Origin of the sequence: Algibacillus agarilyticus, assembly GCF_003286125.1 — a bacterium.
Classification (GTDB): domain Bacteria; phylum Pseudomonadota; class Gammaproteobacteria; order Enterobacterales; family Alteromonadaceae; genus Algibacillus; species Algibacillus agarilyticus.
Window position 1 is genome coordinate 91,381 of sequence record NZ_QMED01000015.1, and the last position, 23,982, is coordinate 115,362.

Annotated in this window: 36 protein-coding genes and 1 tRNA gene; 33 read left to right on the top strand and 4 right to left on the bottom strand. The window is 40.2% G+C overall.

Annotated elements, in window-relative coordinates:
• Positions 1-65: 65 nt before the first annotated feature.
• The 3 genes from DPX34_RS12870 to orn all read right to left on the bottom strand — a co-directional run bounded on the left by DPX34_RS12870 (position 66) and on the right by orn (position 2,266).
• Complete coding sequence (locus tag DPX34_RS12870; RefSeq protein ID WP_111978838.1) at positions 66-1,448, bottom strand: S41 family peptidase; 1,383 nt, start codon at positions 1,446-1,448, stop codon at positions 66-68.
• Between the two features lie 110 nt (positions 1,449-1,558).
• A tRNA-Gly gene (locus DPX34_RS12875) sits at positions 1,559-1,634 on the bottom strand.
• An 86-nt stretch (positions 1,635-1,720) separates the two neighbouring features.
• Complete coding sequence (gene orn, locus DPX34_RS12880; protein ID WP_111978839.1) at positions 1,721-2,266, bottom strand: oligoribonuclease; 546 nt, start codon at positions 2,264-2,266, stop codon at positions 1,721-1,723.
• A 362-nt stretch (positions 2,267-2,628) separates the two neighbouring features.
• Here orn and rsgA point away from each other — a divergent pair, with 362 nt between their 5' ends.
• From rsgA to can, 5 genes are all read left to right on the top strand, one after another.
• The gene (gene rsgA, locus DPX34_RS12885; RefSeq protein WP_111978874.1) at positions 2,629-3,663 is read left to right on the top strand and encodes a small ribosomal subunit biogenesis GTPase RsgA; all 1,035 of its coding nucleotides are present in this window, start codon (positions 2,629-2,631) and stop codon (positions 3,661-3,663) included.
• A gap of 103 nt (positions 3,664-3,766) precedes the next feature.
• A complete protein-coding gene (gene asd, locus DPX34_RS12890; RefSeq protein ID WP_111978840.1) occupies positions 3,767-4,624 on the top strand; it encodes an archaetidylserine decarboxylase in 858 nt (285 codons plus the stop codon).
• A 30-nt stretch (positions 4,625-4,654) separates the two neighbouring features.
• Positions 4,655-5,527: a DMT family transporter gene (locus tag DPX34_RS12895; protein ID WP_111978841.1), complete on the top strand. Its 873-nt coding sequence runs from the start codon at positions 4,655-4,657 to the stop codon at positions 5,525-5,527.
• Positions 5,528-5,530: 3 nt separating this feature from the next.
• Positions 5,531-6,226, top strand: a complete 696-nt coding sequence (locus DPX34_RS12900; RefSeq protein WP_111978842.1) for a glycerophosphodiester phosphodiesterase — start codon at positions 5,531-5,533, stop codon at positions 6,224-6,226.
• A 176-nt stretch (positions 6,227-6,402) separates the two neighbouring features.
• Positions 6,403-7,044, top strand: coding sequence for a carbonate dehydratase (gene can, locus DPX34_RS12905; protein WP_111978843.1), 642 nt, complete (start codon positions 6,403-6,405; stop codon positions 7,042-7,044).
• Positions 7,045-7,125: 81 nt separating this feature from the next.
• On the opposite strand, the gene DPX34_RS12910 is transcribed toward can, so the two are convergent.
• Positions 7,126-9,363 (bottom strand): GspE/PulE family protein, encoded by a 2,238-nt coding sequence (locus tag DPX34_RS12910; RefSeq protein ID WP_111978844.1) that lies wholly within the window; start codon positions 9,361-9,363, stop codon positions 7,126-7,128.
• 316 nt (positions 9,364-9,679) lie between these two features.
• On the opposite strand from DPX34_RS12910, the gene rpsJ reads away from it, so the two are divergent.
• The 28 genes from rpsJ (at position 9,680) to rplQ (ending at position 23,447) form a co-directional block, all read left to right on the top strand.
• Positions 9,680-9,991, top strand: a complete 312-nt coding sequence (rpsJ, locus tag DPX34_RS12915; protein WP_111978845.1) for a 30S ribosomal protein S10 — start codon at positions 9,680-9,682, stop codon at positions 9,989-9,991.
• A 39-nt stretch (positions 9,992-10,030) separates the two neighbouring features.
• A complete protein-coding gene (gene rplC / locus DPX34_RS12920) occupies positions 10,031-10,663 on the top strand; it encodes a 50S ribosomal protein L3 (RefSeq protein ID WP_111978846.1) in 633 nt (210 codons plus the stop codon).
• Positions 10,664-10,676: 13 nt separating this feature from the next.
• Complete coding sequence (gene rplD / locus DPX34_RS12925) at positions 10,677-11,282, top strand: 50S ribosomal protein L4 (protein ID WP_111978847.1); 606 nt, start codon at positions 10,677-10,679, stop codon at positions 11,280-11,282.
• Positions 11,279-11,578: a 50S ribosomal protein L23 gene (gene rplW / locus DPX34_RS12930; RefSeq protein ID WP_111978848.1), complete on the top strand. Its 300-nt coding sequence runs from the start codon at positions 11,279-11,281 to the stop codon at positions 11,576-11,578. The genes rplD and rplW overlap by 4 nt, the downstream gene beginning before the upstream one ends.
• Positions 11,579-11,594: 16 nt before the next feature.
• Positions 11,595-12,419 carry a 50S ribosomal protein L2 gene (gene rplB / locus DPX34_RS12935; protein ID WP_111978849.1) on the top strand — a complete coding sequence of 275 codons (825 nt, stop codon included), beginning with the start codon at positions 11,595-11,597 and terminating at the stop codon, positions 12,417-12,419.
• Positions 12,420-12,434: 15 nt separating this feature from the next.
• Positions 12,435-12,713, top strand: a complete 279-nt coding sequence (gene rpsS, locus DPX34_RS12940) for a 30S ribosomal protein S19 (protein ID WP_111978850.1) — start codon at positions 12,435-12,437, stop codon at positions 12,711-12,713.
• An 11-nt stretch (positions 12,714-12,724) separates the two neighbouring features.
• Entirely contained in the window at positions 12,725-13,057 is a 333-nt protein-coding gene (rplV, locus tag DPX34_RS12945) for a 50S ribosomal protein L22 (RefSeq protein ID WP_111978851.1), read from the top strand.
• Positions 13,058-13,068: 11 nt separating this feature from the next.
• A complete protein-coding gene (gene rpsC / locus DPX34_RS12950) occupies positions 13,069-13,776 on the top strand; it encodes a 30S ribosomal protein S3 (RefSeq protein WP_111978852.1) in 708 nt (235 codons plus the stop codon).
• The gene (rplP, locus tag DPX34_RS12955) at positions 13,776-14,189 is read left to right on the top strand and encodes a 50S ribosomal protein L16 (RefSeq protein ID WP_111978853.1); all 414 of its coding nucleotides are present in this window, start codon (positions 13,776-13,778) and stop codon (positions 14,187-14,189) included. Before rpsC ends, rplP begins: the two co-directional genes overlap by 1 nt.
• On the top strand, positions 14,189-14,380 hold the full coding sequence (gene rpmC / locus DPX34_RS12960; protein WP_111978854.1) for a 50S ribosomal protein L29: 192 nt from the start codon (positions 14,189-14,191) through the stop codon (positions 14,378-14,380). The genes rplP and rpmC overlap by 1 nt, the downstream gene beginning before the upstream one ends.
• Entirely contained in the window at positions 14,380-14,631 is a 252-nt protein-coding gene (gene rpsQ / locus DPX34_RS12965) for a 30S ribosomal protein S17 (protein WP_111978855.1), read from the top strand. Before rpmC ends, rpsQ begins: the two co-directional genes overlap by 1 nt.
• Positions 14,632-14,951: 320 nt before the next feature.
• The gene (gene rplN, locus DPX34_RS12970) at positions 14,952-15,320 is read left to right on the top strand and encodes a 50S ribosomal protein L14 (protein ID WP_111978856.1); all 369 of its coding nucleotides are present in this window, start codon (positions 14,952-14,954) and stop codon (positions 15,318-15,320) included.
• A gap of 12 nt (positions 15,321-15,332) precedes the next feature.
• Complete coding sequence (rplX, locus tag DPX34_RS12975; protein ID WP_111978857.1) at positions 15,333-15,644, top strand: 50S ribosomal protein L24; 312 nt, start codon at positions 15,333-15,335, stop codon at positions 15,642-15,644.
• Positions 15,645-15,661: 17 nt separating this feature from the next.
• Complete coding sequence (gene rplE, locus DPX34_RS12980) at positions 15,662-16,201, top strand: 50S ribosomal protein L5 (RefSeq protein ID WP_111978858.1); 540 nt, start codon at positions 15,662-15,664, stop codon at positions 16,199-16,201.
• Between the two features lie 10 nt (positions 16,202-16,211).
• A complete protein-coding gene (rpsN, locus tag DPX34_RS12985; RefSeq protein ID WP_111978859.1) occupies positions 16,212-16,517 on the top strand; it encodes a 30S ribosomal protein S14 in 306 nt (101 codons plus the stop codon).
• 26 nt (positions 16,518-16,543) lie between these two features.
• The gene (gene rpsH / locus DPX34_RS12990) at positions 16,544-16,936 is read left to right on the top strand and encodes a 30S ribosomal protein S8 (protein ID WP_111978860.1); all 393 of its coding nucleotides are present in this window, start codon (positions 16,544-16,546) and stop codon (positions 16,934-16,936) included.
• A gap of 12 nt (positions 16,937-16,948) precedes the next feature.
• Positions 16,949-17,482, top strand: a complete 534-nt coding sequence (gene rplF / locus DPX34_RS12995; protein ID WP_111978861.1) for a 50S ribosomal protein L6 — start codon at positions 16,949-16,951, stop codon at positions 17,480-17,482.
• A gap of 9 nt (positions 17,483-17,491) precedes the next feature.
• Complete coding sequence (gene rplR, locus DPX34_RS13000) at positions 17,492-17,845, top strand: 50S ribosomal protein L18 (RefSeq protein ID WP_111978862.1); 354 nt, start codon at positions 17,492-17,494, stop codon at positions 17,843-17,845.
• A gap of 9 nt (positions 17,846-17,854) precedes the next feature.
• On the top strand, positions 17,855-18,355 hold the full coding sequence (gene rpsE / locus DPX34_RS13005; RefSeq protein WP_111978863.1) for a 30S ribosomal protein S5: 501 nt from the start codon (positions 17,855-17,857) through the stop codon (positions 18,353-18,355).
• A gap of 6 nt (positions 18,356-18,361) precedes the next feature.
• Complete coding sequence (rpmD, locus tag DPX34_RS13010) at positions 18,362-18,538, top strand: 50S ribosomal protein L30 (protein WP_111978864.1); 177 nt, start codon at positions 18,362-18,364, stop codon at positions 18,536-18,538.
• Between the two features lie 2 nt (positions 18,539-18,540).
• Entirely contained in the window at positions 18,541-18,975 is a 435-nt protein-coding gene (gene rplO / locus DPX34_RS13015) for a 50S ribosomal protein L15 (protein ID WP_111978865.1), read from the top strand.
• A gap of 7 nt (positions 18,976-18,982) precedes the next feature.
• Complete coding sequence (secY, locus tag DPX34_RS13020) at positions 18,983-20,311, top strand: preprotein translocase subunit SecY (protein ID WP_111978866.1); 1,329 nt, start codon at positions 18,983-18,985, stop codon at positions 20,309-20,311.
• A gap of 30 nt (positions 20,312-20,341) precedes the next feature.
• On the top strand, positions 20,342-20,458 hold the full coding sequence (rpmJ, locus tag DPX34_RS13025; protein WP_016955054.1) for a 50S ribosomal protein L36: 117 nt from the start codon (positions 20,342-20,344) through the stop codon (positions 20,456-20,458).
• Between the two features lie 129 nt (positions 20,459-20,587).
• Positions 20,588-20,944 (top strand): 30S ribosomal protein S13, encoded by a 357-nt coding sequence (rpsM, locus tag DPX34_RS13030; protein WP_111978867.1) that lies wholly within the window; start codon positions 20,588-20,590, stop codon positions 20,942-20,944.
• A 12-nt stretch (positions 20,945-20,956) separates the two neighbouring features.
• Complete coding sequence (gene rpsK, locus DPX34_RS13035) at positions 20,957-21,349, top strand: 30S ribosomal protein S11 (protein WP_111978868.1); 393 nt, start codon at positions 20,957-20,959, stop codon at positions 21,347-21,349.
• A 28-nt stretch (positions 21,350-21,377) separates the two neighbouring features.
• Positions 21,378-21,998, top strand: a complete 621-nt coding sequence (gene rpsD, locus DPX34_RS13040; RefSeq protein WP_111978869.1) for a 30S ribosomal protein S4 — start codon at positions 21,378-21,380, stop codon at positions 21,996-21,998.
• A 24-nt stretch (positions 21,999-22,022) separates the two neighbouring features.
• A complete protein-coding gene (locus DPX34_RS13045; protein WP_111978870.1) occupies positions 22,023-23,012 on the top strand; it encodes a DNA-directed RNA polymerase subunit alpha in 990 nt (329 codons plus the stop codon).
• Positions 23,013-23,048: 36 nt separating this feature from the next.
• Positions 23,049-23,447, top strand: coding sequence for a 50S ribosomal protein L17 (gene rplQ, locus DPX34_RS13050; protein WP_111978871.1), 399 nt, complete (start codon positions 23,049-23,051; stop codon positions 23,445-23,447).
• The last annotated feature ends 535 nt before the right edge of the window (positions 23,448-23,982 follow it).

A 23,982-nucleotide genomic window follows, 5' to 3' on the forward strand; every position in this document is an offset into this window, starting at 1 on the left:
TGGATTTATAGATAAATAAAGATTAAGCAATTAGCTTGCCATAATGGGCAAGCTAATCATGAGCTTTAATATGCTTGGTAACTTAGTGCGCGTTGATTTTCATTTTGTGATATTCGTTGTGGTTCGCTCGCGGCTGAAACTGGACAAGTACCCGTTTCAAGGTAATTGATCGCGGCATTTAAATTAACATCATTTTCTCCCCAGTCGCCTTTTACGGTTTGGTTGTTAACTTGGCAGGTGGGGGTTATGCCATTAAAGTAATCAGCTTCACCGTTTGCATTGGTGGTTGAAAAATTAATTGATAACATGGTTTCACCACATAAATCTGCAGGGATCATGCCGACCGGTTTACCACAGGTTGCTGAGCCAATTGTATGAACATCGACAAAGGGTTTTAAACTATTGATAACGAGTTCACTTGCTGAGCATGTTTCTGCAGTTGTGAGCACGACAACTCGGTTTAAATTAAGGGCGTTATTGCGCATTTGTGTATAAGGGATCGCATTGGGTAAATTGCCTTGATCGAGTGAGCTATTGAGTTTGAACGTTAAGTGTTCAGCACTACCATCGGCGATAATTTGATTCGTGACAATATCGTTATAAACGTAATTTACAAATGTTTTATCATGACTTTCGTCACCGGCAATATAAGCCACTAACCGAGCCGCGACATCAACTCGGCCGCCACTGTTGTAGCGTAAATCTAAAACTAACTCATCAACTCCTTGTTCGGTAAATAAAGCAAATGCGGTATCTAATTCTGCACCTGATGGTTCAATAAAACCGCTTTGGAAGGATAGGTAGCCCGTTTTACCCACATTAGTGGTGAGCACTTGATTAGCCATTACGGTATTGGTGCTAAGCGTTCCTTTAACTAAAGTGCCTGTTTGCTCGGTATCATCTGGCGTTAACCATGTGATAGGTATTTGGTAGCCTTGAATATCGGGACCTAATGTTTCGCTATATCGGCTATCGCCTGATATTGCCCATTGCTTCAATTGCGCTGCGCTAACTCCGTTTATTTCAGTAAGACGAGAACCGCGTGTTAGCCCAGCATTAGCTGCTCCTGAATTTTTAAATACGTAAACAATACGGACATAATCGTCTGATTCATTTAAATCTAGACGCATGCCATAGCCAAATGCGAAACCAGAAGAAATGTTATTCCATTGGGCGGTATCAATAACAAAACTAAAACGATCTTGAGGTGATTTTAAGTCGGCGAGTAAAGCGGATGTTGATGCATATGCATTGGCATCTATTGTTGCGGGTAAATCTTCATTCCATAAGTAGTTTTTTTGTAAAAATTCAAACCAAGCTTGGTTGCGATCGGGTTGCAAACATTGATTACCATCAATTTGAGGATCATCAATAACGGCATTTGAGTTGCTACCACCGCATGAGGCAAGACTAAAGCCTAAAAGTGCGGTTATTATTCCTTTATTCATCGCATTTACATTGTTAAATTTTAAGTAAAGTAAGCTTAACAAGTTTTTAGCAAATTAGTTAGAATAATAAGGTAATTAGTTGTGAATTTTGTAAACAATGTGAAGAGATTTGGAGCGGCTAACGAGACTCGAACTCGTGACCCCGACCTTGGCAAGGTCGTGCTCTACCAACTGAGCTACAGCCGCATAGTAGATGTTTTGAATCAGCACTTGAATTGTTGCCTCAAGTGCTGGCGCATTGTATAGATATTTATAACCAATGCAAGCGTTTTTTATAAATTAAAGAATTTTTCTTTGTAACGTGATAATTCTTCAATTGATTCATAAATATCATCTAAAGCGAGGTGAATCCCTTTTTTGCGATAATCATCGACTAATTCAGGACGCCAGCGTCGTGCGAGTTCTTTTATTGTACTGACATCAAGGTTTCGATAATGGAAAAACTCTTCGAGTACTGGCATATGTACAAACATAAACCGGCGATCTTGACCAATACTATTGCCGCACATGGGGGACTTACCGGCGGGCACATACTGTTTTAAAAATTCAATTGTTTTTAGAGAAGCTTCTTCTTCGGTAACGGTACTCTTTTTACAGCGCTCAGTTAAACCCGATTTTCCGTGTTGGGTGACACACCATTCGTCCATATTATCTAATATGTCGTCAGGCTGATGAATAGCAAAAACTGGACCCTCGGCAATGATATTTAAATCACTGTCGGTCACAATGGTTGCTACTTCAAGTACTTTATCCTCGTCGGGATATAATCCGGTCATTTCCAGATCTAGCCAAACAAGATTATTTTCGCTAAATGACATATATAAGACCTTTTACAGCAATTCATCTTTAACGTTACCGTTTATTGCGGTAAGTCGCTATCGTGAATAAGCTATTTTTTGCGATTACTCGATTGCAGAATATGATTTAAAGATATTTTAGTTCTAATTATCATTAATTACCCATTAGGGTGGTATGATTGTTTTAGAGATAAAAATAACATCTTTAAAAATCAGCAATCATTAAATTTTATTGCCTTAGTTAGATATTTTAGACGTAGAGTTGCAATACCTGCAAATATCCAACTGATTTAAACGCGTTATACCCACATATTTATGCACAACAAAACTGAGTGGGTATAATATTTAATTATCATCTTAAATTATTTATTAAAAATCGTATAGTGGCAAAAACAAAAAAGCTCAGTAAACAACAATTAAGACGTCTAAAAGTTAATCATAGTCGAAAATTAGCAAAAGGTGGAAATGCACCTGAGCAAAACGACTCGAATTTAGGTGCAAGTGAAAAAGCAATTGTGATCAGTCGCTTTGGTCAGCAAGCGGACATTCAAAATTCGACTGGCGAAATTAAACGCTGCGATATTCGGCGCACGATCAAATCGCTTGTTGCCGGTGACCGTGTTGTTTGGCGCAGCAGTGAAGAGGCGCAATCGTCTAATGATGGTGTAATAGAAGCGGTTGAAGAAAGAGAAACCGTTTTAAGTCGACCTGATTTTTATGATGGGTTAAAACCCGTTGCGGCAAATATAGAACAGGTGATTATTTTATCGTCTATTAAACCTGATTTGTCACTTTCCATTATCGATCGTTATTTAATTGCTGTTGAGCAAATGGGCGCTTTGCCTATTATCGCGATTAATAAAATTGAGCTGCTATCGGTCGATGAGCTTGTTAAGCTAAAACAAACCATGGCCTATTACGAAAAATTAGGTTATCCGGTTTATTTATTCAGTGTTAAAGAAGAAACTGGCCTTAAAGAATTAATAACACATTTTGATGATAAGGTTTCTATTGTAGTGGGGCAATCGGGGGTGGGTAAATCATCTTTGGTGAATTATTTATTACCCGGTTTGAATACGATTGTTAATGACATTTCTGAAAATTCAGGTTTAGGCCAACACACCACAACGGTTTCTCGTTTATATAATTTAAAACCAAGTGGTCATTTAATTGATTCACCGGGGATCCGGGAGTTTTCTTTATGGCATTTAACTGAAGACGAAGTGTTTTCTGGTTTTGTTGAATTTATCGATTATAAAACCTGTAAATATCGTGATTGTTCACATATAAATACGCCTAACTGCGGTATTATCGATGCAGCTAATCGAGGCGATATCATGCGTTCTCGATTAGATAACTATTACCGTATTATTGAATCAATCCAAGAAGATAAACCTAATCGTTTTAATGATATTTAACTTTCATTAAATATTTTTCGATTATAAGATTGCAATACACAGACTGTATATTTCTACTGCGTGTTGGAATGTTATTGGTTAAAAAAAGACAAAGGAAGATTTTGTGTCATCTGAAAAATTTAAAGTAGCTTTACAATATTGTTTTCCACAACATGGCTTATCTCGTCTTGTGGGTTGGTTCGCCGCGTCGAAAAATAAACTGATTAGCCAAACGTTCATTCGCACTTTTGCTAATGCATTTGGTATTACGCTTGAAGAAGCAGAACGGGCTGATTTTTCTCAATATAAAAGTTTTAATGACTTTTTTACTCGAACGTTAAAAGCGGATGCTCGGCCTATTGACCTTGATCCGGTTGCTTATGTTAGCCCTGTGGATGGTGCGGTCAGTCAAGTCGGTCCGGTAAGTAATGATCTTATTGTGCAAGCTAAGGGCCATAATTACAGCGTAACCGCTTTGCTCGGTGGTGATGCTGATGCCGCTCGTGCTTATGAAGGCGGCCTTTTTACAACGATTTATTTATCTCCTAAAGATTATCATCGTATTCATATGCCAGTGACGGGAACATTGAAAAAAATGACTTATGTGCCGGGTAAGTTATTTTCAGTTAACCCTGCAACGACACGTAATGTGCCTGGTTTATTTGCACGTAATGAGCGTGTTGTTTGTTATTTTGATACCGCTTTTGGTGAAATGGCGATGGTTTTAGTGGGAGCGACTATCGTTGCGAGTATTGAAACTATTTGGTCTGGTACGATCACGCCACCGGGTGGTAAAAATACATTTACTTGGCACTACAAAGGTGAAGACGCGATCACGCTTGATAAAGGCCAAGAAATGGGCTTGTTTAAATTAGGCTCTACGGTTATCTGCTTAATGCCGGAAAACGCCATGACATTTAATGAAGATTACCAACCCGAATCCGTTGTTCGTTTAGGGCAGCGTATTGGTCAGTGTTTATAAATTTAGTTTCACTTTAATTTTTGTTAATTAGTGAATAATCAAAATGCGCACACTCGTGCGCTTTTACAAACCCATGTGTCCATTCTGTTGCTTGCCGGAACTGCGCTTTTTTCTAAGATCATTCCATTAAATGCGGCGGCTATTTCTACTGGTCGTGCGGTTATTGCTTGCTTATTGTTAGCTTGTATTGTGCAAATCACTGAATCTTCACTTCGGCTTAAATCAAAAAAAGATTATGTAATTGGCTGCATATTGGGCGTTTTAATGGCTCTGCATTGGGTGACTTATTTTTATGCTATGCAATATTCAACCGTCGCGATAGGTATGATTGCTTTATATACTTTTCCGGTATTGACCGTGTTTATTGAGCCTTTATTTAATAAAAAAATGCCTCGAATTAATGACATTATGCTTGCGGTCATTGTTTTTTCGGGGGTTGCGCTAATGGTGCCTGAGTTGTCTTTTGCTAGTGATTATACGGTGGGGATTGCTCTTGGGGTTATTTCCGCTCTATTTTTTGCGTTACGCAATATTTTAAATAAACGTCATTTTACGCAGTATAGTGGCATGAAGAACATGATGTTTCAGGCTTTTATTATTGCCATTTGTTTATTGCCATTTGAATTTGATACATTAGTTGATATTAATTCAGATACATTTTTTCTTTTATTATTACTGGGGTCTTTGTTTACTGCTTTGCCTCATGTGCTATTAGTTAATGGCTTGAAGTTTTTACAAGCTAAAAGTATGAGTCTTATTGCTTGTTTGTCTCCTGTGTATGGTGCTTTATTGGCGTATATATTATTGAGCGAAACTCTTAATTGGCAAACCATGCTAGGTGGCGGTGTCGTTTTAAGTACCGCTATCTTTGAAACGGTTTCGTTAAGCCGAAGAAAGGTTTAATTTATGTGGGTTTTTGCACATAGAGGTGCGAGTGGGCATGCGCCTGAAAATACATTAAAAGCGATTGCATTGGCGATTGAAATGCAGTGCGATGGAATTGAAATAGACATACATGAAATCGATGGTGAGCTTATTGTGATCCATGACACGTGGTTACAAAAAACAACTAATGGTCAGGGGCATATTCGCTCTCTTTCTTTTGCTCAAATTCGCGCTTTGGATGCCGGGCAGGGCGAAGTTATACCGACTTTACGTGAAGTTTTGGCGCTGGTGAATGGTCAATGTAAGGTCAATATTGAAGTCAAATCATGGGCGACAGAGCGTCGTGTTTTAACAGAAATTGATTATGCTATTGCGCATTTAGGGTTTCACAATGAACAGCTCATTCTTTCGTCGTTCAACCACCACATATTACGAGCCGCTAAAAAACAACGCCCACAAACGCTTATTGGCGCGTTAACGGCCTCTGTGCCAATTAACTATTGTGCTTTTGCGCAAGAGCTCGATGCTTATTCCGTTCATTGCGATATTGATTTTATTCCGCTTGAAATGGTTGAAGATGCTCATGCTAGAGGATTAAAAGTTTTTGTTTATACCGCCAATGAAATATCGGATATTGAAGATATGTTGTTACTTGGCATTGACGCTGTATTTACTAATTATCCAACTCGAGCCATGAGCAAGACCGCACATCAATAGTGTTTTGGTTAAGTATCTATACCTTCTAAATTATATAATGAAGACGGATTATTAAAATTCAGTTTGCTATCGATAAATTAAAAATTGATAATGCTCAACAATTAAGATTAGCTTTTGCTTAATCGTTGAAATTTGTAATTTAATAATGTTAAGCCGAAAACAGTGGAGTTGTCGAATTGAGTGATATAAATCATCTATTAAACAAAAATAAACGTTGGGCGTCAGAAATAGAGCAACAAAACCCAGGTTTTTTTGAAAAGCTGTCTAAGCAACAAAAACCAGAATATCTATGGATTGGCTGCTCAGATAGTCGTGTACCGGCCAATCAGATTGTGGGGCTTTTACCCGGTGAAATTTTTGTACATCGAAATATTGCGAACCAAGTGATCCATACTGATTTAAATGCGTTGTCAGTGATCCAGTTTGCTGTTGATGTATTACAGGTTAAACACATTATCGTTTGCGGGCATTATAATTGCGGCGGCGTTAAAGCGGCAATGGAACGTCAGCCTTTAGGTTTAATTGATAACTGGTTACGTCATATTCAAGACACCCAGCATCAATTTAGGCATGAACTGGGTAAAATTGAATCAATCAAACAAGTTGATCGTATGTGTGAGCTTAATGTGGTTCAGCAAGTCTTAAATGTGGCTAGAACAACTGTATTATTGGGTGCATGGGCAAGAAAGCAAGATGTTACTGTGCACGGTTGGATTTATGGTTTAACCGATGGTTTGGTGAAAGATCAAAAAGTGTCTATTTCATCAGCGGAACAAGCTGAAGAGCTCGTTACGCATTACGCTGAAAAATCACTGTAACAATCTAAGTGTAACCACTTCATTCCTATTTGAAGTGGTTACTTTAACCGTAGGGTTATTTTGCGTTGAACTGAAGTTCGATTAATGATCCGATGACGTTATCTTTTGTAATTGCACAAAATCCGTTTGCCCCAGTAAAACTTTATAAATGCCATCTTGGACTAAAGTCCGCATGCCTTCTTCTATCCCTAATTTTTTTATATCGGTCGCGGTTCCACCCGTATTAACAATATGGCGTAATGGGCTAGACATCATGAGTAATTCATGTAATCCCGTTCGTCCTTTATAACCTGAGTCACCACATGTTGCGCAGCCATTCGCTTTATATAGCGTTAAATTAGCGATATCGACTCTTAACTCTTTAAATTGATCTTTGCCATATTGACGAATTAAGAACGCTTTTTCGTCATCACTCGGAGTATAAGGTGCTTTGCATTTTGAGCATAAAGTCCGGATTAAGCGTTGTGCTAAGATACCGACACAAGCATCAGAGAAGTTCACCGGATCTAAACCTAAATCAATTAAACGAGTCACGGTTTCAGGTGCTGAGTTTGTATGTAGAGTTGATAAAACTAAGTGACCGGTTAATGAAGCTTCAACCCCTGCATGGGCTGTTTCTCTATCACGCATTTCACCAATTAAAATAATATCGGGGTCGGCTCGTAAAAAGGCTCTTAAAGCGGTTTTAAAATCAAAACCTATTTTATTGTTCATTTGTACTTGCTGTAGACCAGGTTGTGTTATTTCTACCGGATCTTCAGCTGTCCATATTTTTTTATCGGGCGTATTAAGCTTACCTAACACAGCATGAAGCGTAGTTGTTTTTCCTGAACCCGTCGGACCAACAACTAAAATAATGCCGTGTGGTTGAACTATCATTTTATTGAGTCGTTCTGCATTTCGAGGTGATAAATTTAAGCTGTCAAAGGGCATAGCGCCGCCGGATGCGAGAATACGCATGACTACACCTTCGCCAAAAACGGTTGGGATGGTTGCGATCCTGACTTCGACTAAGTTGCTATTGATTTTGACTGCAAATTTACCATCTTGGGGTAAACGTTTTTCAGCAATGTCGAGCTTTGACATTATTTTTATACGAGCGATTGTTGCAGCGTGATGTGATGCCGGTATTTGTAGAATTTCTTGGCAAACGCCATCGACTCGCATTCTCACTTTGGTTGGCGAGTTACCTTTATTAGGGTCAATATGTATATCTGATGCATCAAATTGTTTAGCATCATGCAATATTTTATTAACGAGGCGGACTACCGCGGGAGCTTCCTCGGTTAATATTTCATCTTGGCCTATTTCTTCATCATCTGAGTCATCTTCTATTTCCCCCAGAATATCGCCAATTTCACCGAGCTGATCATCTCCGCCCGATGTTGAACCCAAATATTTTAGAATATTACTCGGTAAGCCAACATGAATATCATAAGCAGAGAGACCGGTTGCGCTTTCAATTTCTAATAAAAGTGCCGCGTTATTTGGTTCTGCCATGAGTACAATAGGCGATTCATTTACGTTAGCTAAAATACAAACCGTATTGCGTTTTAAATATTGGGTGTTTAGTTTGCTGTTTGCTGCGTGCAAATGATAATTGTCAGGGTCGTAACCTAAATGTTTAGTTTGATGGAAAATTTCAAGCGATAAAGCAACTTGTTCAGGCATCAGTTTTGCATCGTCAATTAAACGCCTAATGGCATCGGCATGATTGCGGCTATTGGCTTCAATACGCTTTAATTCACTTTCTGTGATCCATTTTTTATGGCGTAAATATTCAAAAGGGCCATTAGTGCCACCGAGCTCGTATTTGAATTTTTGACCGATAAAATTGGCAAGTTCTTGAGCCTGTGTTTGATCTTCTAGCGTGAAATCAGCTTTATTATTTTTATTAATGAGCTGTAAAACACCTAATAAAATATGGTTAGCGATGATAGGCACAACAATCATATTGTGCGTTCGGAACTGTGATTTATGGTCAAAGCGTGCTGCAAATTTTAATTTTGGATGGATAGCATGCAATGCATCGGCATCGTGTACATCTTCAACAACTAAGCCTTGTTTTGAAAATGCAACATAACCCGCTAGTGACTGAGGGCCGATAGGCACCCTAATTTCGCGTAATTCATCACCTGACTTATACCGACTAACAATATCAAAGCTATGTTTATTACGTTGATATACCGTTATCCGTTCGCAATCAAATAACTCTAGTACTTTGGGCTCAAATTCAGGAAAGCTTTCAGAGAAGCTCGTCACGTTTTGTATTTCTTTCAGCAGTTCAGCTAATCGTTGATAAAAAATAGGTTCACTCATATATGATGACAACAAGACCAAAGTTACATGCAGATTTAATTTAATAGTATATACAGCCTAGAAAAGAGTACAGGTTAGATGCCGATAAATAAGCCAAAATCTATCAGTTACATTAATAGGTGTATAAAAAAGAAACTAATTAGATAAAACTATTGAGATAAGCTTATATATCTGTATAATTCGCGCCCACTGCATTTCGAATGTAGATACAACGGCTCCAATTGTGAGCCAATGAAATATGTTAGTATCCCCCTCAATTGATAGTGAGTGGTGGGTGCTTTGTTCTTTTTGTTCTTTTAATACTGGAGATTGGTCAATGTCAAATCAAAGAATTCGCATTCGTTTGAAAGCATTCGATCATCGTCTGATTGACCAGTCAACGATGGAAATCGTTGAAACTGCTAAACGCACTGGTGCTCAGATTCGTGGTCCTATCCCTTTACCTACGCGTAAAGAGCGTTTTACGGTTCTAACTTCACCACATGTTAATAAAGATGCACGTGATCAATATGAATTACGTACACACAAACGCATGTTAGACATTGTTGAGCCTACTGATAAAACAGTTGACGCTTTAATGAGATTAGATTTAGCTGCCGGCGTTGATGTTCAAATCAGCTTAGGCTAAATGGCATACAAACAATCGTAAGGTTAAGAGGTTATTAACATGGCTATTGGTTTGGTCGGACGTAAAGTCGGAATGACACGCATCTTCACTGAAGATGGTGTATCGATTCCTGTTACGGTTATCGAGGTTGAAGCCAACCGTATCACTCAAGTGAAAACTGTTGATACAGATGGCTACAGCGCAATTCAAGTTACAACGGGTGCTAAAAAAGCAAATCGTGTAAATAAACCTCAAGCAGGTATATTTGCAAAAGCTGGCGTAGAAGCTGGCCGTGGTTTGTGGGAATTCCGCACGGGTAACGATGAAAGCTTCGAAGTCGGTTCAGAAATCAAAGTAGACATCTTTGCAGATGTTGCAAAAGTAGATGTTACAGGTACGTCTAAAGGTAAGGGTTTCCAAGGTGGCGTTAAGCGCTGGAATTTCCGAACTCAAGATATGACTCATGGTAACTCACTTTCTCACCGTGCCCCTGGTTCAATTGGTCAAAACCAAACACCAGGTCGTGTATTTAAAGGTAAGAAAATGGCTGGCCACATGGGTGCTGAACGTGTAACAACTCAAAACTTAGAAGTTGTACGTGTAGATGCAGAACGTAACTTATTGTTAGTTAAAGGTGCCGTACCAGGCGCAACTAACGGTAGCGTTATCGTTAAACCAGCTGTTAAAGCGTAACTGGAGGTAGATGATGGAATTAACTTTAAAAGACGCTTCTGGCGCAGTAGAAGTTTCTGAAGCTACTTTCGGTCGTGAATTTAATGAATCACTTGTACACCAAGTAGTAACTGCATATGCAGCTGCTGGTCGTCAAGGTTCACGCGCGCAAAAAACTCGCTCAGAAGTACGTGGTGGCGGTAAGAAGCCATGGCGTCAAAAAGGTACTGGCCGTGCACGTGCTGGTACAATCCGCAGCCCAATCTGGCGCAGCGGTGGTGTAACGTTTGCTGCTAAGCCGCAAGATTTTAGCCAAAAAGTAAACCGTAAAATGTATCGTGGCGCAATTCAGAGCATTCTGTCTGAATTAGTACGTCAAGAGCGTTTAATCGTTGTTGAAAATTTTGCTATTGAAGCACCAAAAACTAAAGAATTAGCTGCAAAATTAAACGAGCTTGAATTAAAAGACGTTTTAATTGTTACAGAAGAAGTTAATGAAAACTTATTCTTAGCTGCACGTAATTTAATTAAAGTTGATACTCGTGATGTTCAAGGTATCGACCCAGTTAGCCTAATTGCATACGACAAAGTATTAATTACTGCTGGTGCAGTTAAACAACTTGAGGAGACGTTAGCATGATCAGTGAAGAACGTTTACTAAAAGTATTAAAAGCACCTCATGTATCAGAAAAAGCAACTCAAACTGCTGAAGGTAACAACACTTTAGTATTTAAAATTGCAACTGATGCGACTAAAGCAGAAGTTAAAGCTGCTGTTGAAAAGCTGTTCGAAGTAAGTGTGACAGGTGTTCGCACTACGAATGTTAAAGGTAAATCTAAGCGTTTCGGCGCACGTTTTGGTAAACGTGCTGACTGGAAAAAAGCTTACGTTACTTTAGCTGAAGGCAGCGAAGTAGATTTCATCGGCGCTGAATAGCAGTAGGAGATTAATAATGGCAGTAGTTAAGTGTAAGCCTACGTCAGCAGGTCGTCGCCACTTGGTAAAAGTGGTAAACCCTGATCTGCATAAAGGCGCACCATACGCCCCACTTTTAGAGAAAAACTCTAAATCTGGTGGCCGTAATAACAAAGGTCGTATCACAGTACGTCACATCGGTGGTGGTCATAAACATCATTACCGTGTTGTCGATTTCAAACGCAACAAAGACGGTATCCCGGCTAAAGTTGAACGTTTAGAATATGATCCTAACAGAAGTGCAAACATTGCATTAGTATTATACGCAGATGGTGAACGTCGTTACATCTTGGCTCCTAAAGGTGTTCAAGCTGGCGATGCAATCCAATCAGGTGTTGATGCAGCAATTAAAGCAGGTAATACATTACCGATGCGTAATATCCCAGTAGGTACAACTGTACATGCTGTTGAATTACGTCCAGGTAAAGGCGCGCAATTAGCTCGCTCTGCTGGTACTTATGTTCAAATAGTCGCTCGCGATGGTGCATACGTAACTTTACGTTTGCGTTCTGGCGAAATGCGCAAAGTTTTAGCTGATTGTCGTGCGACAATTGGTGAAGTGGGTAATGCTGAACACATGCTACGCCAATTAGGTAAAGCAGGTGCTAAGCGCTGGCGCGGCGTACGTCCTACAGTACGTGGTGTTGCAATGAACCCAGTTGATCATCCACACGGTGGTGGTGAAGGTCGTACTTCGGGCGGTCGTCATCCTGTATCACCATGGGGTATGCCAACTAAAGGTTTCAAAACCCGTAAAAACAAGCGTACTGATAAATATATCGTACGTCGTCGTAATAAGTAATATAGAGGAATCACCATGCCACGTTCTCTCAAGAAGGGTCCATTTATAGACCTACACTTGCTGAAGAAGGTCGAAACAGCGGTGGAAAGCGGTACCAAGAAGCCTATTAAAACTTGGTCTCGTCGTTCAGTGATCATTCCAGACATGATCGGACTGACCATTGCTGTCCATAATGGTCGCCAGCACGTACCAGTATTCGTAACTGACGAAATGGTCGGTCATAAACTGGGTGAATTCGCACCTACACGCACTTACCGCGGCCACGCTGCGGATAAGAAAGCGAAGAAACGCTAAGGGGTAAATAGATGGAAGTTATAGCTAAACATAAATTTGCCCGTATTTCTCCACAGAAAGCTCGTTTGGTCGCTGACCAAATTCGTGGTTTACATGTAGAGAAAGCATTAGACGTTCTTAAATACAGCCCGAAAAAAGGCGCTGATTTAGTCCAGAAAGTTTTAGAATCAGCTATTGCCAATGCAGAACACAACGAAGGTGCTGACATTGATGAGCTTTTTGTTGGTCGCATCTTTATTGATGTTGGTCCAACAATGAAGCGTATCAAGACACGTGCTAAAGGTCGTGCAGATCGCATTATTAAGCGCACAAGTCACATTTCTGTGGTTGTATCGGATAGCTAGGAGAATAAAAAATGGGTCAAAAAGTACATCCTAATGGTATTCGCCTAGGTATTACCAAACCATGGAGAGCTACCTGGTACGCGAACTCTAACGAGTTCTCTGATACTTTGTTTAGTGATCACCAAGTACGTAAGTACTTAACGAAAGAACTTGCTAAAGCTTCAGTATCTCAAATTATTATTGAGCGTCCAGCTAAGAGTATTCGTGTCACTATTCACACAGCCCGTCCAGGTGTTGTGATTGGTAAAAAAGGCGAAGATGTTGAGAAGTTACGTCAAAAAATAGCAGTATTAGCTGGCGTACCTGCACAAATCAACATTTCTGAAATTCGTAAACCTGAGCTAGATGCAAAATTAGTTGCTGAAGGTATCGCAAGTCAATTAGAGCGTCGTGTAATGTTCCGTCGTGCTATGAAACGTGCAGTACAAAATGCAATGCGCATCGGTGCTAAAGGTATTAAAGTACAAGTTAGTGGTCGTTTAGGCGGTGCAGAAATTGCACGTGCTGAATGGTATCGTGAAGGTCGTGTTCCATTACACACTTTACGTGCTGATATCGACTACTCAACGGCTGAAGCACTTACTACATACGGTATTATCGGTATTAAAGTGTGGATCTTTAAAGGTGAAGTTTTAGGTCATTTACCTCTTCAAGCTCAGCAAGAAGAGCCGAAGCAACGTAAAGCTAAACCACGTAAGCCTAGAGGAGAGCGTTCATAATGTTGCAGCCAAAAAGAACTAAATTCCGTAAGCAGTTTAAACTACGTAACCGTGGTTTAGCGCAAACCGGTAACAAAGTTAGCTTTGGTTCGTTTGGTCTTAAAGCTACTGAACGTGGCCGCATGACTGCGCGTCAAATCGAAGCTGCACGTCGTGCAATGACACGTGCCGTTAAGCGTCAAGGTAAAATCTGGATCCGTGTATTCCCGGATAAGCCAATTACTAAAAAGCCGCTTGAAGTACGTATGGGTAAAGGTAAAGGTGCTGTAGAGTATTGGGTAGCTCAAATCCAACCAGGTCGTGTTTTATACGAAATGGAAGGTGTATCTGAAGAACTCGCACGCGAAGCTTTTGGCTTAGCAGCAGCTAAATTACCATTTAAAACAACCTTTGTAACTCGGACGGTAATGTAATGAAAGCTAGCGAATTAAAAGACAAGTCTGTAGAAGAGCTTAATGCTCAACTGCTTGAATTGTTGCGTGAACAATTCAATTTACGCATGCAAGCGAGTACTGGCCAATTAGCGCAAACGCACTTATTGAAAAACGTACGTCGCAGCATCGCAAGAGTGAAGACCATTTTAACTGAAAAGGCAGGTGCGTAATGAGCGAAGCTACTATTCGTACAGTACAAGGTCGCGTGATCAGTGACAAAATGGATAAATCTATCACTGTTTTGATCGAGCGTCGTGTTAAACATCCTCTATACGGTAAGTTCGTTATCCGCTCTACTAAAATTAGTGCGCATGATGAGACTAACCAGTGTGGCGAAGGTGATTTAGTATCGATCCGCGAATGTCGTCCTATTTCTAAGAATAAATCTTGGACATTAGTTGACGTATTAGAAAAAGCTTAATTTTTCTAAATCGAACGAATAAAAACGGTCCTTTATAGGACCGTTTTTTTATGGCTTGAATAAATAATCTTTTGAGATTGTATTTTACGCTTTACTTGATTGATAAGTGAGCAGCTTGAAAGCCGTTAAAACGCGATGAAAGCACGGAATATAGCAATAAACTTATTAAAATTCGGTCAGTTATCTTATATAAACGCAAATAAAGTTCCCATTTTTGTGATTGTGGTGTTATACTCTCGCGCCCATCCTAAATAGGACGGGAATTTAAGGCAGTGAAGGGTTAGTTGTTAACCCTGAATTTAGACAGCGGAGCACATAAAATGATCCAAATGCAAACACAGTTAGACGTTGCTGATAACAGCGGCGCTCGACGCGTGCAATGTATTAAGGTCCTTGGTGGTTCGCACCGTCGCTACGCAGGCATCGGTGATATTATTAAAGTTGCAGTGAAGGAAGCAATTCCTCGCGGCAAAGTTAAGAAAGGTGATGTCCTAAACGCGGTAGTGGTGCGCACTAGAAAGGGCGTTCGTCGTCAGGATGGCTCAGCCATTCGTTTCGATGGAAACGCAGCTGTAATGTTAAATGCTAACTTACAGCCAATCGGCACTCGTATTTTCGGCCCTGTGACACGTGAACTTCGTAATGATAAGTTCATGAAAATTGTGTCTTTGGCTCCAGAAGTAATTTAAGGAGTATTGATAATGGCAGCGAAAATTCGCAGTAACGATGAAATCATTGTTATCGCAGGTAAAGACAAAGGTAAAACTGGTAAAGTAACCAAAGTCTTACAAAACGATAAAATGATTGTAGAAGGTATAAACCTTGTAAAGAAACATGTGAAACCTAATCCACAGCTTCAAGTTGAAGGTGGGATCAAGGAGCAAGAAGCAGCAATTCATGTTTCAAATGTAGCGATCTACAACGCGAAAGCGGGTAAAGCAGATCGTGTTGGTTTTCGAGTTGAAGACGGCAAAAAAGTTCGTTTCTTCAAATCGAGCAATGAATTGATCTAAGTAGTTGGAGATGTACGATGGCGAAACTGCATGATTTATACAAAGAGACTATTATAGCGCAGCTTACTAAAGAGTTTGGCTATAAGAGTGTCATGCAAGTCCCTCGGATTGAAAAAATCACTCTAAACATGGGTTTAGGTGAAGCAATCGCAGATAAGAAAGTTATTGAACACGCTGTTAGCGACATGACAGCAATTGCAGGTCAAAAGCCTGTTGTTACAGTAGCAAGAAAGTCTGTAGCTGGTTTTAAAATCCGTGAAGGCTACCCAATTGGTTGTAAAGTAACCCTGCGCGGCGAGCGTATGTGGGAATTCTTAGAGCGTTTAATCTCTATTGCAATTCCACGTATCCGTGACTTCCGTGGTGTTAGTGCTAAGTCTTTTGACGGCCGCGGTAACTATAGCATGGGTGTACGCGAGCAAATTATCTTTCCAGAAATCGATTATGACAAAGTAGATAAAGTACGTGGTATGGATATTACCATTACTACTTCTGCTGCGACTAACGATGAAGGACGTGCGTTGCTGGCTGCCTTTAACTTCCCGTTCAAGAAATAGGTGTAGGGTTATGGCTAAACAATCAATGAAAGCTCGCGACGTAAAACGCGCGAAATTAGTAGCAAAGTATGCTGAAAAGCGTGCGGCTCTTAAAGCTATCATCAGCGATGTTAACGCATCAGATGAAGACAAGTGGGACGCGGTTTTAAAACTTCAAACGTTACCACGTGATTCAAGTCCATCACGTCAACGTAATCGTTGTAACGTGACTGGTCGTCCGCATGGTTATGTACGTAAATTTGGCATGAGCCGAATCAAAGTACGTGAAGCCTGTATGCGTGGCGAAATCCCTGGCCTTAGAAAGGCTAGTTGGTAATTGGCTGCAGACTGGAGTAACGAATTATGAGCATGCAAGATCCTATCGCGGATATGTTCACCCGCGTCCGTAATGGACAGGCTGCACGAAAAGTTGCAGTAAAAATGCCTTCATCAAAAGTAAAAGTAGCAATTGCTGAATTACTTAAGAATGAAGGTTATATCACTGATTATGTAGTATCTGGTGATGTAAAAAAAGAGTTGGAAGTAACACTTAAGTATTTCCAAGATAAAGAAGTAATAGATTCTATTCAACGTGTAAGCCGCCCAGGTCTACGTGTCTATAAAGGCCGCGCAGATTTACCTAAAGTATTAGGTGGTTTAGGTGTTGCTATCGTTTCTACTTCAAAAGGCATCATGACTGACCGTGCAGCGCGTAAAGCGGGTATGGGCGGTGAGATCCTTGGTTACGTAGCATAAGGAGTATATAGAATGTCTCGTGTAGCAAAAGCTCCTGTCGCTATCCCTGCCGGTGTTGATGTTTCAATCAACGGTCAGGACGTAACGATTAAAGGTTCAGTTGGAACACTTTCAGTTCAGCTTAATGAAGCTGTAGAGTTAGTACAAAATGACAATGAGTTATTAGCACAACCTCGTGAAGGTTTTGCTGGTGCTTGGGCTCAAGCTGGTACTGCTCGTGCATTAGTAAACAATATGATTACTGGTGTAAGCAAAGGCTTCGAGCGTAAATTACAGTTAGTTGGTGTCGGTTACCGTGCAGCAGCTAAAGGTGAAACGTTGAATCTTTCATTAGGTTTCTCTCATCCAGTTGAATTCGCAGTACCTGCCGGTATTACGATTGAAACGCCAACTCAAACTGAGGTTTTAGTTAAAGGCGCAGACAAGCAATTGGTTGGTCAAGTAGCGGCAAACATTCGTGGCTATCGTCCACCTGAACCTTATAAAGGTAAAGGCGTTCGTTATGCTGATGAACATGTTCGTCGTAAAGAAGCTAAGAAGAAGTAGGGTAATACGATGGATAAAAAAGCATCTCGTTTACGTCGCGCTACTGCGTCACGTAAAAAAATTAGCGAGTTAGGTGCAAACCGTTTAGTTGTTCACCGTACTCCGCGTCATATTTATGCTCAGTTGATCGCTCCTAACGGAAGCGAAGTTATTGCATCTGCATCAACTGTAGAAAAATCAATCCGTGAAAGTATCTCTGGTACTGGTAACGTTGACGCAGCTAAATTAATTGGCAAAACAATTGCAGAACGAGCTATCGAAAAAGGCATCCAAGCTGTTGCCTTTGATCGTAGCGGTTTCAAGTATCACGGTCGTGTTCAAGCATTAGCTGACGCTGCTCGTGAAGCTGGACTTCAGTTCTAGGAGTGGATAATGGCTAATACAGAACAAAAGCAAGGCGAATTGTTTGAAAAAATGATCGCTGTCAACCGTGTATCGAAGGTTGTAAAAGGTGGCCGTATCTTCAGCTTCACAGCATTGACTGTAGTTGGTGATGGTAATGGTCGTGTAGGTTTTGGTTACGGTAAAGCTCGTGAAGTTCCAGCTGCTATTCAAAAAGCAATGGAAAAAGCTCGTCGTAACATGGTTACTGTTGAACTTAAAGGCAATACGTTGCAACACCCTATTAAAGGGCGTCATTCAGGTTCAAAAGTTTACATGCAACCCGCATCTGAAGGTACTGGTATCATTGCCGGTGGTGCAATGCGTGCAGTACTTGAAGTAGCTGGTGTACAGAACGTACTATCTAAGTGTTATGGTTCAACAAACCCAATCAACGTAGTTCGTGCAACTATTGGTGCTTTAGTAGATATGAAATCTCCTAAGCAAGTTGCTAACAAACGTGGTTTGGCTGTTGAAGAAATTCTGGGGTAAGACGACATGGCAACTTTAAAAGTAACTCAAGTTAAAAGTTCAATAGGTCGTTTGCCTAAGCATAAAGCATCGCTTAAAGGTTTAGGTTTACGTCGTATTAATCACACTGTTGAAGTAGAAGATACTCCTTCTGTTCGCGGTATGATTAATAAAGTTTATTACATGGTTAAGGTGGAGGGTTAATAATGTTCCTTAATACTCTTAGCCCCGCTGCTGGTTCAAAACCAGGTAAAAAGCGTGTAGGTCGTGGTATCGGTTCTGGTTTAGGTAAAACTGGTGGTCGTGGTCATAAAGGCCAAAAATCACGCTCAGGCGGCAAGGTTCGTGCAGGTTTTGAAGGCGGTCAAATGCCACTTCAACAACGTTTGCCTAAATTTGGTTTTACATCACGCAAATCTTTATTTGCTGCTGAAGTAACATTAAATGAAATCGCAAAAGTTGAAGGTGATGTTGTTGAATTAGCAACATTAAAAGCTGCCGGCTTAGTAAAGAAAAGTGTTAAAAGCGTAAAAGTTGTTAAATCGGGCGAAATTACCCGTGCAGTAACTATCAAAGGCATCGGCGCAACTAAAGGCGCGCGTGAAGCTGTTGAAGCTGCCGGCGGTAAAATCGAGGAATAATTGACCCATGGCTAAACCTGGACTGGAATTTAACAGTACTCAAGGTGGCACATCTGAATTAGTACAGCGATTAATGTTCTTATTTGGTGCATTGATCGTTTTTAGAGCTGGTTCATATGTCCCAATACCTGGTATTGATACTGTAGTATTAGCAGAGTTATTTGAGCAACAGAAAGGCACAATCATAGAGATGTTTAACATGTTCTCTGGTGGTGCTCTTGAGCGAGCTTCTGTAATGGCACTCGGCATAATGCCTTATATTTCTGCATCGATTATTGTGCAGTTAATGACTCATGTACATCCAACCTTATCTGAATTGAAAAAAGAAGGTGAGGCAGGTCGTCGCAAAATTAGTCAATACACGCGTTATGGCACATTATTATTAGCAATATTCCAGTCCTTCAGTATTGCAACAAGCTTACCTAATATGGTGAGTGGTTTAGTAATAAATCCAGGTTTTGGATTTTATTTTACAGCTGTTGTAAGTTTGGTTACTGGTACCATGTTTTTAATGTGGTTAGGTGAGCAAATAACTGAACGTGGGATAGGCAATGGTATATCAATGCTTATTTTCGCGGGTATTGTGGCAGGATTGCCAACTGCAATTGGTCAAACGGCTGAGCAAGCACGACAAGGTGAAATACACTTGTTATTGTTACTGCTTATTGCTGTTATCGTTGCAGCGGTAACGTACTTTGTTGTTTTTGTTGAACGTGGTCAACGACGTATCGTTGTTAATTACGCTAAACGACAACAAGGTCGTAAAGTATTTGCAGCGCAAAGCACACATTTACCCTTAAAAGTAAATATGGCAGGTGTTATACCACCTATCTTTGCATCGAGCATTATATTGTTTCCTGGTACATTAGCGAGCTGGTTTGGTCAAGGTGAAGGCGCTGTTGCAGAAGTTCTACAGCAAGTGTCATTAGTTTTATCACCTGGTCAACCGTTATACATGATGTTATATGCAGCAGCTATTATATTCTTTTGTTTCTTCTACACCGCGTTGGTATTTAACCCTCGCGAAACAGCAGAAAATTTAAAGAAATCTGGTGCATTTATTCCTGGTTATCGTCCGGGTGAGCAAACATCACGTTATATTGATAAAGTAATGACTCGTCTAACTTTAGCCGGCGCATTATATATAACGTTTATATGCTTAGTACCCGAATTCATGATGGTCGCGTGGAATGTGCAGTTTTACTTTGGTGGAACTTCACTATTGATCATTGTTGTTGTCATAATGGACTTTATGGCTCAAGTACAGACTCATTTGATGTCGAGTCAGTATGAGTCTGTCCTAAAAAAAGCTAACTTAAAAGGCGCTGGTCGCTAATACGTAGCTATATATAACGGAGACTTTAAAATGAAAGTTCGTGCATCTGTAAAGACTATTTGCCGTAACTGCAAAGTCATCAAAAGACACGGTGTTGTTCGTGTGATCTGTTCATCAGATCCAAAACATAAACAACGTCAAGGTTAATTTCGATATTTAAGTTGTAATTATTTAATGATAATTACAACTTATATTTGAAATTATGAATCGGTTCGAGTATCCTCACGGGCTTTTCGCGCCGAAGAAATTTAATTTTATTTATTTAGGAGTGGCATAGTGGCCCGTATCGCTGGCATTAACATTCCTCTACACAAGCACGCTGTTATTGGTTTAACAGCTATCTATGGTATCGGTAAGACTCGCTCACAAGCTATTTGTGCAGCAGCAGGTATCGCTGAGACAGTTAAGATCAAAGATCTTGATGAAGCTCAACTAGATTTGCTTCGTGAAGAGGTCGGCAAATTCACCGTTGAAGGTGATTTACGTCGTGAAATCTCAATGAACATTAAACGTCTGATGGATCTCGGTTGTTTCCGTGGAATTCGTCACCGTCGCAGCTTGCCTGTTCGCGGTCAACGTACGAAGACTAACGCTAGAACGCGTAAAGGTCCTCGTAAGCCTATTAAGAAGTAGGAGAAGTGAATAATGGCTAAAGCTCCAGTTCGTAGCACGCGTAAACGTGCCAAAAGACAAGTTGCAGATGGTATGGCTCATATCCATGCTTCTTTTAACAATACAATTGTAACAATTACAGACCGTCAAGGTAATGCATTATCTTGGGCTACCGCTGGTGGTTCAGGTTTCCGTGGTTCTCGTAAATCAACTCCATTCGCTGCGCAGGTTGCTGCTGAGCGTGCTGGTGTTGCTGCACAAGAGTACGGTTTGAAAAACCTTGAAGTTTTTGTTAATGGTCCAGGTCCAGGTCGCGAATCAGCGATCCGTGCATTAAATGCAACAGGCTTTAAGATCACTAACATTACGGATGTGACGCCGATACCTCATAATGGTTGTCGTCCTCCTAAGAAACGTCGCGTTTAATTTGTTCCTCTGATACTGGAGAAAGAAGATGGCAAGATATTTAGGGCCAAAGCTTAAGCTCAGTCGTCGTGAAGGAACAGATTTGTTCTTGAAAAGCGGCGTTCGAGCTATAGATTCAAAATGTAATTTAGAAACAGCACCTGGTCAACATGGTGCACGTCGTGGTCGTTTATCTGACTACGGTTTACAGTTACGTGAAAAGCAAAAAGTACGTCGTATATACGGTGTATTAGAAAAGCAATTCCGCAACTATTATAAAGAAGCAGCTCGTTTACAAGGTAATACAGGTGAAAACCTTCTTACTTTGTTAGAAACTCGTTTAGATAACGTTGTTTATCGTATGGGTTATGCTTCTACTCGTGCAGAAGCTCGTCAGCTAGTTAGTCATAAAGCAATTGTTGTTAATGGCCAAGTAGTAAACATTCCATCTTATGTCGTTAAGGCAGAAGATGCAGTTTCTATTCGTGAAAAAGCGAAGAAACAAGCACGTATCCAATCAGCTTTAGAAGTTGCAGCGCAACGTGAAAAGCCGACATGGGTTGAAGTTGATGCAGATAAGAAAGAAGGCTCATTTAAGCGTCTTCCTGAGCGTAGCGATTTATCTGCAGATATTAATGAACAGCTAATCGTAGAGCTATACTCTAAGTAAGCGTAAATTAACAGAGAGGAAACGATGCAGGGTTCTGTTACTGAGTTCCTTAAACCAAGAATGGTTGATATTGAATCTCTTGGTCCATATCGTGCAAAAGTTACACTTGAGCCGATGGAACGCGGCTTTGGTCATACGTTAGGAAATGCGCTTCGTCGTATATTACTTTCGTCTATGCCTGGTGTAGCTGTTACTGAAGTGGAAATTGACGGCGTTCTTCATGAATACAGTAGTAAAGAAGGTATTCAAGAAGACGTAATCGAAATTTTACTTAACTTAAAAGGTCTCGCCGTTGTTTTAGAAAACAAAGACGAAGCAATGCTAACGTTAAGTAAAAAAGGTGCTGGCCCTGTTACTGCAGCGGACATCACTCATGATGGTGATGTGGAAATTAAAAATCCAGAGCACGTTATTTGTACTTTAACTGCAGATGCTGAAATTAGCATGCGTATTAAAGTCGAACGAGGCCGCGGTTATGTTCCTGCTTCAGTTCGTCGTTCCTCTGAAGAAGATGATCGTCCTATTGGTCGTTTACTTGTAGATGCATCATTCAGCCCAGTTGAACGCATCTCGTATAATGTCGATTCTGCTCGAGTTGAGCAGCGCACTGATTTAGATAAATTAGTTATCGACATGGAAACAAATGGTACTATCGACCCTGAAGAAGCTATTCGTCGCTCTGCGACAATATTAGCCGAACAGTTAGATGCATTTGTTGAGTTACGTGATGTATCTGAACCGGAACAGAAAGAAGAAAAACCTGAGTTTGATCCAATTCTGTTACGCCCGGTTGATGATCTCGAACTGACTGTTCGTTCAGCAAACTGTTTGAAAGCAGAGCAAGTACAATACATTGGTGATTTAGTTCAACGTACTGAAGTTGAATTACTTAAAACACCAAATCTCGGTAAGAAATCACTTACTGAGATTAAAGATGTACTCGCTTCACGCGGTTTGTCATTAGGTATGCGATTAGAAAATTGGCCTCCAGCCAGCATCGCAGAAAAAGATTAATCTTCGTCCCTGAAATAGTGGTAGAAGGAAAGCAATATGCGTCATCGTAATAGTGGCCGTCAGCTCAATAGAAACAGTAGTCATCGTCAAGCAATGTTCCGCAACATGGCTAGCTCTTTAGTTAAGCATGAAGTGATTAAAACTACATTGCCAAAAGCGAAAGAACTACGTCGTGTTATCGAACCGTTGATTACATTGGCTAAAAGTGACAGCGTAGCAAATCGCCGTTTAGCATTTGCACGTACACAAGATAAAGAAGTTGTAGGTAAATTATTCTCAGACCTTGGTCCTCGTTACCAAGAACGTCCTGGTGGATATACTCGCATCTTAAAGTGCGGTTTCCGTGCTGGTGACAACGCTCCAATGGCATACGTTGAGCTTGTTGATCGTCCTCAAGTAGAAGACGAAAGCATTGAAGAAGCAGTAGAAGAATAAAAAAAGGGCCTAAGGGCCCTTTTTTATTTCCCCACATAAATTTTAATATCCCAAATACCCAAATACCCAAATACCCAAATACCCAAATACCCAAATACCCAAATACCCAAATACCCAAATACCCAAATACCCAAATACCCAAATACCCAAATACCCAAATACCCAAATACCCAAATACCCAAATACCCAAATACCCAAATACCTAAAGTATATTTTCAAAACAATTTTGCGTTTAAGATTTTGATAACTTCTAATCTTATTAAATTTTATTTTTAGATAATCTAATGATCACTACTGTGGAATTTTTATTAAATAGTAAATTAATTAATGTAAATGGTTAAATATATCGAACTAAGCTTATTTGTATGGTTTGTTAAAATAACAAAATACATTGCTAATCGTATGTTTGCTGTAGATTTGGTGTAATTAAAAGCATCAAGAGGACGTTATTTAATCAATGTAAAAAAAGATTAATTTAATTTAAAAAGAGTGTTGACGGGTGAGATTAAATCCCTATAATGCGCCCCCACAGACA